The organism is Pseudomonas cerasi (genome assembly GCF_027983475.1).
GTDB classification, from domain to species: Bacteria; Pseudomonadota; Gammaproteobacteria; order Pseudomonadales; family Pseudomonadaceae; genus Aquipseudomonas; species Aquipseudomonas cerasi.
In genome coordinates, this window is the sequence record NZ_JAQJVM010000002.1 from 471,760 (window position 1) to 484,029 (window position 12,270).

The following is a 12,270-nucleotide window of genomic DNA, read 5'->3' on the forward strand; positions in this document are numbered from 1 at the left end:
TAACTTTCACGATGACGCTCAACGTACCCCAGGGACAATGCACGATAATCATGCATTGGCACTCACTTGCAAGAATTCGATTACCGCATCAGCCGACAACTAACGTGCTCATCGCGCCTTCAAGGGATAAACATTTCCAACGGGCGTTTCTTGAGCGAGTACTTGCGACTCAGAATATTGCCCAGAACCTTTTTCGCGGCCGCCTCGCCATGCACCAGCCTGATCTGCGTCGGCCACTCTTTCATCCCCGTCACGAACTCGACCAGTTCGACCTGATCAGCGTGGGCAAAATAGCCTTTTGCGGTATGGACCCCGGCATTTATATCGAAGCGCTCGCGGTCCAGCTCTACATAGCCGCCCGACGGGCCGTGCAACTGAATGGCCTCGCCCGGCGTTCCCTTGCCCTGATAGCCGACAAATACCACGTTATGCCGTGTGTCACCGAGCATGGCTTTCAGGTAATTGACGATCCTGCCTCCGGCACACATACCGTTACCGGCAATCACGATGGCCGGACGCGCCGTACTGGCCAGGTAATTGACAGTGCGCAGATGTTCCTCATGGGTGTCGACGGTAACCAGTTGTTCGAAGCCCAACGGCTTTCTGCCGACGTCGAGCCTTAACCGCGCGCCCTCATCCCAGTAGTCTTCAAACGACTGATAGACCTTGGTAAAGCGACTCGCCAGAGGCGAATCAAGGATGATCGGCAACCTCGACCAGTCCGGATCACCGTCACCCGGCTGCCTACCGTTTTCGACGGCATGATTCGATGGCATCTTGCGTCGCAGTATGTCTTCCAGCTCGTAGAGCAATTCCTGGGTTCGGCCGATGCTGAATGCCGGTATCAGGACGGTGCCGTTATCCTCCAGCGCCTTGTCTATGATGCGCTCAAGCCCTTGCTGACGAGTGCTGCGATCTTCGTGAACACGATTGCCATAGGTGCTTTCCAGCACCAGCACATCCGCGCGCTCGGGCGGCTTCGGCGCAGGCAGAAACGGCGTATGACTCGCCCCCAGGTCACCGGAAAACACCACGCGCACAGAACGCGTTTGTGCAGGGTATTGAAGATCGCATTCTATATAGGCAGATCCCAGTATGTGCCCGGCACGCTGCAAACGGACCCGGCAATGCAGGGATTCGTTGTCGACCAGGCTGAACCATTCATCGAATGGTAGAGCGATGATTCTCTTGTTGATGACATCCAGGTAGCGTCCGACTTGCCCGGGGTCGTGTGCAAATTCGATTTTCAGAAGATCTTCCATGACCAGTGGCAACAGGTGGGCACTGGGCTCACTGCACAGTATCGGCCCCTTGTAACCGGATGCCAGCAACTCGGGAATACGCCCGACATGGTCATTGTGCACATGGCTGATCAATAACGCTCTGACAGCCTCCGGGTCGAATCCGAATAAAGCGGTCCCGGACTGCCTGCCGCGCTCCTGCACCGCCCCGCAGTCAATCAGCAGGCTGCTCGATGCATCCATGTGCAATTGATGACACGAACCCGTGACTGTATCGACAGCGCCGTGATGAATGATTTGCGGATAAGACATGCAGTCACCTTTTCTTGCCAGCCTGCTCTGAATACGCGGTACATCCGGCAGCAGGTCTGAACATTAAGTTTCGGCGCATTCTGCACTTGAACGATTCATTTTCAAGCCTTGACACAAGGCAGTCAGGGCAGCAGTAATCAACACTGAAAATGAATATAACCCGCACCCCCTTTAAAATGGGTACACGAATTAAAAAAGCGAATATTCCTACACGCCTGAGCAACTATTCTCTATATAAGCGAAGAATAAACTGACAGAACTATAAGGCTCTTTTTTCGATAAAAACGCGCGAAGGCACAACGAAGCACGCCAGCCCCGAAGCATCGCATGCGGCTTTATTGAACAGAAAGGGGTAAAAAACGCGCGCTATCGTGTCGCCAGATCAATCTCCGACGACGCATGATCGACGCTGCTCAGACAGAGCGAGGGGAAGGTGTGCGCTTTTTACGAAGACTGGCTATCCATGCCAGTATCGGGCCGATCACCATGCCCAAGAGCAACGCAAGGACAACAGGCAATGCCAGAGGAAGCTGAGGCGCCGACAAACCGAAAAACGTCACGGCAACAGACTGCCGGTTCTCAAGCACAAACACGGTTGTTGCCAAAACAGCGAGCAACACGGCGACGATCAGAATGACTCGTTTGAAGATACGCATCTGGTAATCCTGTGGTGGATGGCTTTAAAGGCCCTCTTCTTCATCCTCGTTGACCCGATCCCGCAGCTCCTTGCCCGGCTTGAAATGCGGGACAAACTTGCCATCGAGACTGACCGACTGTCCGGTCTTCGGGTTGCGCCCTACCCGTGGTGCACGGTAATGCAGCGAAAAGCTGCCAAAGCCCCGAATCTCGATTCGGTCACCGGTTGCCAGGCACTGGGACATTTGTTCAAGCATGGTCTTGATGGCCAGCTCGACATCCTTGGATGAGAGCAGCCCTTGATGGGTGACAATTCGTTCGATCAACTCCGACTTCGTCATATTTTTCCCTTCTTTTTCAAGCAGCTAGATCAGCGCTTGGAAGGTTTTAGCATGACCGGATGAATTTGAACAGCCCATCTATTGACTTATGTTCAATACCGTCTAACCAGGCATGAACAGATTACAGCGACATGACAGGAGACAGATATGGGAAGGGAGCTTGAGCAATAGGCGAAACGAGACGGCCTGAGAGGCTACTGGAGACGTTTAGCGACTCACACTGTGCGTGAGAGCAAGCCAGGCGCATCCGAACCTGTAGGGCCTGAACGGCAGAAACGAAAAAGGACGACCGAAGTCGTCCTTTTTTTGGTCAAGCAGAACTTAGTTCTGTTTTTCCATTTGCGCGCGCAGCAGGTCACCGATAGTGGTAGGACCAGTGCTTTCAGCGACTTCAGGCTTGCTACGCAGGCTCTGGATCGCTTCTTTCTCGTCTTCAACGTCTTTCGACTTGATGGACAAGCTGATTACGCGGCTCTTGCGGTCAACGCTGATGATCTTGGCTTCGATCTCTTCGCCTTCCTTCAGAACGTTACGCGCGTCTTCAACGCGGTCACGGCTGATTTCGGAAGCCTTGAGGGTCGCTTCGATGTCGTCGGCCAGAGTGATGATGGCGCCTTTGGCGTCAACTTCCTTAACGATACCGCGAACGATCGCGCCCTTGTCATTGACAGTGACGTACTCGGAGAACGGATCGCTTTCCAGCTGCTTGATACCCAGCGAGATACGCTCACGCTCAGGATCAACCGACAGGATCACAGTGTCGAGCTCGTCGCCCTTCTTGAAGCGACGTACGGCTTCTTCGCCCACTTCGTTCCAGGAGATGTCGGACAGGTGAACCAGACCGTCGATGCCGCCGTCCAGACCAATGAAGATACCGAAATCGGTGATCGACTTGATGGTGCCGGAGATTTTATCGCCCTTGTTGAACTGGCCAGAGAAATCTTCCCATGGGTTGGATTTGCACTGCTTGATGCCGAGGGAGATACGACGACGCTCTTCGTCGATGTCCAGAACCATGACTTCCACTTCGTCGCCAACCTGAACGACTTTCGAAGGGTGGATGTTCTTGTTGGTCCAGTCCATTTCGGAAACGTGTACCAGGCCTTCCACGCCTTCTTCCAGCTCTGCGAAGCAGCCGTAGTCGGTCAGGTTGGTAACACGCGCGGTAACGCGGGTGCTTTCCGGGTAGCGAGCCTTGATAGCAACCCATGGGTCTTCACCCAGTTGCTTCAGACCCAGGGAAACACGATTGCGCTCGCGATCGTACTTCAGGACCTTGACATCGATCTCGTCGCCAACGTTGACGATTTCCGATGGATGCTTGATACGCTTCCAGGCCATGTCGGTGATGTGCAGCAGGCCATCGACGCCACCCAGATCGACGAATGCGCCGTAATCGGTGAGGTTCTTGACGATACCCTTGACTTGCTGACCTTCCTGCAGGGACTCGAGCAGAGCTTCGCGCTCGGCACTGTTCTCGGCTTCCAGGACACTGCGACGGGAAACGACAACGTTGTTGCGCTTCTGGTCCAGCTTGATGACCTTGAACTCGAGCTCTTTGCCTTCCAGGTGAGTCGTGTCACGCACAGGGCGGACGTCAACCAGAGAACCAGGCAGGAACGCACGGATGCCGTTAACGTCGACAGTGAAGCCGCCTTTAACCTTACCGTTGATAACGCCCTTGACCACTTCTTCAGCTGCGAAAGCCGCTTCCAGAACGATCCAGCACTCGGCACGCTTGGCTTTTTCGCGGGACAGCTTGGTTTCGCCAAAGCCATCTTCGACCGCGTCCAGCGCAACGTGAACTTCATCACCGATCTTGATGGTCAGCTCGCCAGCGTCGTTGTGGAACTGTTCCAGCGGGATGAGGCCTTCAGATTTCAGACCGGCGTGAACCGTAACCCAACCTGCCTGGTAATCGATATCAACGATGATCGCGGTGATGATCGAACCGGCCTGAAGGTTGAGGGTCTTTAGGCTTTCTTCAAAAAGTTCTGCAAAGCTTTCGCTCATTTTAATTCCTGTTGATCAAGGGCGAAGGATACGCCCATCTGCCACGCTCCAGACAACGTGGGTTTCGTTCAAGTAAAAGAAAGCCTGCGGGACTATGACTGGTCTCCCACACGCTTCTTCGTCATCCGGCAATACCGCGAAGCGCGATTTCACTCAGAATGCGTTCCAGCACCTGTTCGATGGACAATTCAGTGGAATCCAGCTGTATGGCGTCATGCGCCGGCTTCAGCGGGGCTACCGCTCGCTGGGTGTCACGCTCGTCGCGTGCACATATCTCATCTAGCAGACTCGACAGACTAACATCATCGCCCTTGGCCTTCAACTGCAAGTAACGTCGACGCGCACGCTCCTCGGCACTGGCGGTAAGGAATATCTTCAGCGGTGCATCCGGGAAGACCACGGTGCCCATGTCGCGACCGTCCGCGACCAGACCCGGCTCTTCCTGAAACGCGCGCTGGCGCAACAGCAACGCATCGCGCACCGCCGGCAGCGAGGCCACCTGCGATGCGCCGCTGCCGACCTGCTCGTTGCGAATGGCGTGAGTGACGTCCTCGCCTTCAAGAATGATGCGCTGCCCCTGCCCTGCCGCAGTCGCCTCGAACTGAACATCCAGATGAGCGGCCAGGAGCTTGAGCGCTTCTTCATTGGTCAGGTCGACACCGTGATTGCGCGCCGCGAAAGCCAGCAGGCGATACAACGCACCGGAGTCGAGCAGGCACCAACCGAGTTTCCTGGCCAGCAATCCGGCGACCGTGCCCTTTCCGGAACCGCTGGGTCCGTCGATGGTAATAACAGGAGCTTTGATTTTCACTTTTTGTCCTCTTGCGCTACACGCATGCCAACTTGAGCGCACAGCGCCAGAAAATGGGGAAACAACGCGGCGGCATCCGCGCACGCCTGAATACGGATGGGCGCCGAAGCCCTCAACGATGCAACGCGAAACGCCATGACGATACGCTGATCACCGCGAGCATCAACCTCGCCGCCACCCGGCACACCGCCTTCGATAATGATGCCATCCAGCACGGGCTCGGCCTCGATGCCGAGAGCCAGCAAACCGTCAGCCATCAGCCTGACGCACTCCGACTCATCGGCTTGCAGGGCCTGCGCGCCGCGCAGAATGGTACGCCCTTCTGCACAGGCTGCGGCAACCAGAAGCACCGGAAATGCATTCAGTGCCAGCGGCACCAGCGCTTCGGGGATGTCAGCGCCTTTGAGCCGGGTCGAGCGAACGTGCAGATCAGCGACCGTTTCACCCGCCAGTTTGCGGACGTTCTGCAGCACGATATCGCCGCCCATCAGGCGCAAAATATCGATTGCACCCTCGCACGATGAACTGACGGGAACGTCCTCCAGCAACAGGTCGCAGCCTTCACTGATCGACGTCGCGACCATGAACAGCACCGCAGACGTCACATCCACCGGCCCCTTGATGCGATGACTGACACCCTCCGCAGACCCGCCGTGAATGGCACGAGGCTCGCCGGGTGCGGTGTCGACACGGGCACGGCTGGCGAGGATTCTGCCGAAGTGCTCCCTCGCTGCGCGCGCACGGGTAAATACGTCCATCAACTGCGCGCCGTCGCCAGCATCCACAGCGTCGCGCAAGGCGTCGAGATCGGTGCGAAAGCTGTCCAGAGTGCGCAGTACGGCATCACGATTGGCCATGAAAATGTCATGCCACATGGTCGGATCGCTGCCTGCGATGCGCGTGAAGTCACGAAACCCGCCTGCTGCATACCTGAATATGTCCAGGTTTTCATTGCGCTTGGCCAGCGAATCGACCAGACCGAATGCCAGCAGGTGCGGCAGATGGCTGGTGGCAGCCAGCACCTCGTCGTGACGCTCAACCTGCATGTGCTCGACATCGGCCCCCAGGGCTGACCACAACTGGTCGACAATCGCCACCGCGTGAGGATCGGTTTCAGCCAGCGGCGTGAGAATGACCTTATGGCGACGAAACAGCGCCGCATTGGAGGCCTCGACGCCGCTCTGCTCGGAACCGGCAATCGGATGGCCGGGCACGAAGCGCGACGGCATGTGCCCGAACGCCTGACGCGCAGCCCTCACCACATTGCCTTTGGCGCTGCCGACATCGGTCAGAATGGCATGACCCAGATCGATCGGTGCCAGCAGGGCAAGCAGCTTTTCCATTGCCAGTATCGGCACCGCCAGCTGAATCACATCAGCGCCACGGCAAGCGGTGGCAAGGTCTGCCTCGCAACGGTCCACAACCCCCAGCTCGACCGCCAGGTGTCGCGAATGTGGATCAAGGTCGACGCCGACGACCTCGCGGCACAGGCCGCTTTCGCGCACACCCTTGGCAAAGGAACCGCCGATCAGCCCGAGCCCGACAACCACCAGACGACCGATCACCGGCCGTACCGACTGTTCTGCAATCACATCAACCACGCGAACACACCTGACAGCCTGCCAAGGTAAAAAACAAACGAATCATGGACCGCACCTTCAGAGAACCGCCTTCGGGTAGGAGCCCAACACCTTCAAGGCCACGGCTTCGCTGCTGATTTGCTCCAGCACGGCCTTGACCAGCGGATCCTTGTGATGGCCGACGAAGTCGATGAAGAACACGTAGGTCCACTTGCCACTGCGCGAAGGACGGGTCTCGATACGCGTCAGGTCCAGGCCATTCTCGTGGAACGGCACCAGCAACTCGTGCAGCGCGCCCGGCTTGTTGCTCATCGACACAATGATCGAGGTCTTGTCATCGCCGGTCGGCGGGACTTCCTGATTGCCGATAATGAGAAAGCGTGTGGAGTTGTCCGGACGATCTTCGATCTTTTCCGCCAGACGGGTCAGGCCATACAGACCTGCAGCCATATCGCCAGCGATGGCCGCCGAGTTCCACTCGCCCTTGACCCGCTTGGCGGCTTCGGCGTTACTGGCAACGGCGACGCGCTCGACATTCGGGTAATGGGCATCCAGCCATTTACGGCACTGGGCCAGTGACTGGGCATGGGAATAAATGCGCGTGATGCTTTCCGTCTTGGTGCTTTCGCCCACCAGCAGATGGTGATGAATGCGCAGTTCGACTTCGCCGCAGATCACCATGTCGTGTTCGAGGAAGCTGTCGAGGGTGTGATTGACCGCGCCTTCGGTGGAGTTTTCCACCGGAACCACACCGAAATTCACGGCACCAGCGACCACTTCGCGGAACACTTCGTCAATTGCAGCCATCGGCAGACTGATGACGGCGTGACCGAAATGCTTCATCGCCGCGGCCTGGGTGAACGTCCCCTCAGGCCCGAGATAGGCGACCTTGAGCGGCTGCTCCAATGCGAGGCAGGAAGACATGATTTCGCGGAACAGACGCGCCATCTCTTCGTTGCTCAACGGACCACGATTGCGGTCCATGACTCGCCTCAGCACCGCAGCTTCGCGCTCCGGACGGTAGAACACAGGCACTTCGCCTTCCGCCAGCGAGGACATCTTGACCCTGGCCACTTCCTGGGCACAGCGGGCACGCTCGCTGATCAGTTCCAGAACCTTTTCATCGAGGCTGTCGATACGGACGCGAAGCGCCTTGAGTTCTTGCTCGGACATCAGCCGTGCTCCTTCTCGAAGTCTTTCATGTAGGCCACCAAAGCGTTGATGGCGTTGATATCGATCGCGTTGTAGATGGATGCACGCATGCCGCCTACCGAGCGATGGCCCTTGAGGTTGAGCAGGCCGTTTGCATCGGCACCGGCGAGGAATGGCTTGTCGAGACGATCGTCAGCCAGACGGAACGGTACGTTCATCCACGAACGATCAGGCTTGTTGATCGGGTTGCTGTACAGTTCGCTGGCGTCGATGAAGTCATACAGCGCGCGCTGTTTGATTTCGTTGCGCTTGCCGATCGCTTCGACACCGCCCTGCTCTTTCAGCCATTCGAAGACCAGCCCGGACAGGTACCAGGCCAGGGTCGGCGGCGTGTTGTACATCGAGCCATTGTCGGCAGCGACCTTGTAGTCGAGCATGGTCGGGCACAGCGAGCGCGCGCGGCCCAGCAGGTCTTCGCGAATGATCACCACCACGATGCCGCTGGGGCCGATGTTCTTCTGGGCGCCAGCGTAGATCATGCCGAAACGCGAGATGTCCACTGGACGCGAGAGGATGTCCGAAGACATGTCGGCAACCAGCGGAACGTCGCCGGTGTCCGGAATCCAGTTGAATTCCAGACCGCCAATGGTTTCGTTCGGCGCGTAGTGGACGTAAGCCGCGTCCTTGGACAGCTTCCACTCGTTCTGGCCGGGAATGGCAAAGTAATCGTAGGCCTTGGCGCTGGCCGCGACGTTGATTGCGCCGTAGCGTGAAGCCTCGTCGATAGCCTTCTGCGACCAGATGCCGGTGTCGATGTAATCGGCCTTGCCGTTTTCAGGCAGCAGGTTCAGCGCAATCTGGGCGAACTGCTGGCTGGCACCGCCTTGCAGGAACAACACCTTGTAATTCGAAGGAATGGACAGCAGGTCACGCAGATCCTGCTCGGCCTTGGTGGCAATGGAGACGAACTCATCACTGCGGTGGCTCATTTCCATGACGGAAAGGCCTTTGCCGTGCCAGTCGAGGAGTTCCGCCTGGGCACGCAGCAGAACAGCTTCAGGAAGCGCAGCAGGACCTGCGCAGAAGTTAAAGGCTCGCTTGCTCATATCCACTCTCGTCAAATACGTTGGGTCTGTACGCGCTTGTTTCTGGTTGCTTGCCACGAGCAGACAGACGCCGCAGCGACTGGCAGCTCCTTGCGGGAATCTTGCTCCGGCCGCAGGGCTGGCCGAATACCGCAAGGGCTGGACTTGCCTGGAATGCAGATGCATGCACAGACGAGCCAGCCCTTACCTGATTTACGTTACCGCTTAGTTCTGTGGTTCGTCTTCGTCTGACGCAGCATCTGCCTGCAGGTCTTCACCGGCATCGTCCACTTCAGCTTCAGCGGCATCGACGATCACGCCATCGATAACTTCTTCGCCTTCAAGCTCTTCGCCTTCGACTTCCGACGGCTCCTGAACACGCTCCAGACCGACCAGCTTCTCGTCGCTGGCCAGCTTGATCAGGGTAACGCCCTGGGTGTTACGACCCAGACTGGAGACTTCGCCGACGCGGGTACGAACCAGCGTGCCCTGGTCGGAAATCAGCATGATTTCTTCGCCGTCGAGCACTTGAACCGCACCGACCAGACGGCCGTTACGCTCGTTGCTGACCATGGCGATGACGCCCTGACCACCACGCTTGTACTCGGGGAACTCGGAGATGGCCGTACGCTTGCCGTAGCCGCGCTCGGAAGCGGTCAGAATCTGGCTGCCCTCTTCAGGGATCAGCATCGAAATCAGCTTTTGCCCTTCTGGCAGACGCATGCCACGAACACCGCGAGCGGTACGGCCCATGGCGCGCACGTCGGATTCCTTGAAGCGGGTCACCTTGCCACCGTCGGAGAACAGCATGATTTCCTGCTCGCCATCGGTAATGGCCGCAGAGATCAGGATGTCGCCCTCGTCCAGCTCAAGGGCGATGAGGCCCGAGCTGCGCTGACGGCTGAATGCAACCAGTGGGGTCTTCTTGACAGTACCGTTGGCGGTGGACATGAAGATGAACGGAGCCTTCTTCTTGTCGGCAGCCTTGATACGGGCCTTGCGCTCCTCTTCGGTCTCGCTGCTGTTTTCCGCGTCGTCCAGCTCGCCTTCCAGGGCCTCGCCTTCTTCATCGGCACGCTTGCGCATGGCTTCGAGATCGACCGGCAGCATGGTGGTGATGTATTCGCCGTCGCTCAACGGCAACAGGTTGACCAGCGGACGACCACGGGCAGCGCGCGACGCTTCCGGAATCTCGTAGGTCTTGAGCCAGTAAACTTTACCCTTGCTGGAGAACATCAGCAGCGTGGTGTGGCTGTTGGCGACCAGCAGGTGAGCGATGTAGTCCTCATCCTTGATGCCGGTGGCCGACTTGCCCTTGCCGCCACGACGCTGAGCCTGATAGACCGCCAGTGGCTGAGTCTTGGCATAACCGCCGTGGGAAATGGTGACCACACGCTCTTCTTCGGTGATCAGGTCACCCAGCGTCAGGTCCAGACGCGCATCGAGAATTTCGGTGCGACGGGCATCGCCGTATTCGGAGCGGATCAGTTCCAGCTCTTCGCGGATCACTTCCATCAGGCGCGTCGCGCTGTTGAGGATGCGGATCAGCTCGCCGATCTGATTGAGGATTTCCTGGTACTCGCCCAGCAGCTTCTCGTGTTCCAGACCGGTCAGGCGGTGCAGACGCAGTTCCAGAATGGCCTGAGCCTGTTCCGGCGACAGGAAGTACTTGCCTTCACGCAGACCGTATTGCGGATCGAGGTTCTCGGGGCGGCACGAATCGGCACCGGCACGCTCGACCATCTCGACCACTGCGCTCGACTCCCAAGGCGTCTTGATCAGCGCTTCCTTGGCTTCGGCAGGTGTCGGTGATGCCTTGATGAGGGCGATGACCGGGTCGATGTTGGACAGCGCAACCGCCTGACCTTCAAGGATGTGGCCACGTTCGCGCGCCTTGCGCAGTTCGAACACGGTACGACGGGTCACCACTTCGCGGCGGTGACGAACAAAGGCTTCCAGCAGGTCCTTGAGGTTCAGGATGCGCGGGCGACCGTCGATCAGGGCAACGATGTTGATGCCGAAAACGCTTTGCAGCTGGGTCTGGGCATACAGGTTGTTGAGGATAACCTCAGGCACTTCGCCACGGCGCAGCTCGATGACCACGCGCATACCGTCCTTGTCGGACTCGTCGCGCAGTTCGGTGATGCCTTCGAGTTTCTTTTCCTTGACCAGCTCGGCGATCTTCTCGATCAGACGCGCCTTGTTCAGCTGGTAAGGCAGCTCGGTGATGACGATCTGCTGGCGACCGCCAACCTTGTCGATGTCTTCGACGATGGAGCGGGCACGCATGTAAATGCGTCCGCGGCCTGTGCGATAGGCCTCGATGATGCCGGCGCGACCGTTGATGATCGCCGCCGTCGGGAAATCCGGGCCGGGGATGTATTGCATCAACTCGTCGACCGTCAACTCGGGGTTGTCGATCAGCGCCAGGCAGCCGTCGATGACTTCACCGAGGTTGTGCGGCGGAATGTTGGTCGCCATGCCCACGGCGATACCGCTGGAACCGTTGACCAGCAGGTTGGGAATACGGGTCGGCATGACCGCCGGGATCATCTCGGTGCCGTCGTAGTTCGGCACCCAGTCCACGGTTTCCTTGTGCAGGTCGGCCAGCAGCTCGTGCGCCAGCTTGGTCATACGCACTTCGGTGTATCGCATGGCGGCGGCGTTGTCGCCGTCGACCGAACCGAAGTTGCCCTGACCGTCTACCAGCAGGTAGCGCAGCGAGAATGGCTGAGCCATACGAACGATGGTGTCGTACACCGCCGTGTCGCCGTGCGGGTGATACTTACCGATCACGTCACCAACCACACGGGCGGATTTCTTGTACGGCTTGTTCCAGTCGTTACCCAGCTCGCTCATTGCGAACAACACGCGCCGGTGCACGGGCTTCAAGCCATCGCGTGCATCGGGCAGTGCGCGACCGACGATTACGCTCATTGCGTAGTCGAGGTAGGACTGCTTCAGCTCGTCTTCGATATTGACCGGGAGGATTTCTTTGGCCAGTTCGCCCATGAGAAGCCTGATTCCTTTTTCTGGTGAAACCTCGCAAACCCATTCGGGGTATACGAAGCTCGCCGCTGCCAGCATGTGCAGGGCAGC

9 protein-coding genes are annotated in these 12,270 nt (G+C 58.2%); all 9 read right to left on the reverse strand.

Annotation, left to right across the window (positions count from 1 at the left end; translation table 11 throughout):
- Positions 1–119 precede the first annotated feature (119 nt).
- Entirely contained in the window at positions 120–1,553 is a 1,434-nt protein-coding gene (locus PI739_RS11300) for an MBL fold metallo-hydrolase (protein ID WP_054080854.1), read from the reverse strand.
- Between the two features lie 413 nt (positions 1,554–1,966).
- Positions 1,967–2,209, reverse strand: a complete 243-nt coding sequence (locus PI739_RS11305; protein WP_054080853.1) for a lipopolysaccharide assembly protein LapA domain-containing protein — start codon at positions 2,207–2,209, stop codon at positions 1,967–1,969.
- 24 nt (positions 2,210–2,233) lie between these two features.
- A complete protein-coding gene (gene ihfB, locus PI739_RS11310; RefSeq protein ID WP_003369729.1) occupies positions 2,234–2,530 on the reverse strand; it encodes an integration host factor subunit beta in 297 nt (98 codons plus the stop codon).
- A gap of 321 nt (positions 2,531–2,851) precedes the next feature.
- A complete protein-coding gene (gene rpsA, locus PI739_RS11315) occupies positions 2,852–4,543 on the reverse strand; it encodes a 30S ribosomal protein S1 (protein ID WP_002554562.1) in 1,692 nt (563 codons plus the stop codon).
- A gap of 121 nt (positions 4,544–4,664) precedes the next feature.
- Entirely contained in the window at positions 4,665–5,354 is a 690-nt protein-coding gene (gene cmk / locus PI739_RS11320) for a (d)CMP kinase (RefSeq protein ID WP_002554563.1), read from the reverse strand.
- The gene (locus PI739_RS11325; protein ID WP_054080852.1) at positions 5,351–6,955 is read right to left on the reverse strand and encodes a prephenate dehydrogenase/arogenate dehydrogenase family protein; all 1,605 of its coding nucleotides are present in this window, start codon (positions 6,953–6,955) and stop codon (positions 5,351–5,353) included. Before PI739_RS11325 ends, cmk begins: the two co-directional genes overlap by 4 nt.
- A 57-nt stretch (positions 6,956–7,012) precedes the next feature.
- Entirely contained in the window at positions 7,013–8,107 is a 1,095-nt protein-coding gene (gene pheA, locus PI739_RS11330) for a prephenate dehydratase (RefSeq protein WP_003369723.1), read from the reverse strand.
- Positions 8,107–9,192 (reverse strand): 3-phosphoserine/phosphohydroxythreonine transaminase, encoded by a 1,086-nt coding sequence (serC, locus tag PI739_RS11335; RefSeq protein WP_003369720.1) that lies wholly within the window; start codon positions 9,190–9,192, stop codon positions 8,107–8,109. The genes pheA and serC overlap by 1 nt, the downstream gene beginning before the upstream one ends.
- 204 nt (positions 9,193–9,396) lie before the next feature.
- Positions 9,397–12,183, reverse strand: a complete 2,787-nt coding sequence (gyrA, locus tag PI739_RS11340) for a DNA gyrase subunit A (RefSeq protein WP_003434401.1) — start codon at positions 12,181–12,183, stop codon at positions 9,397–9,399.
- Positions 12,184–12,270: the final 87 nt, after the last annotated feature.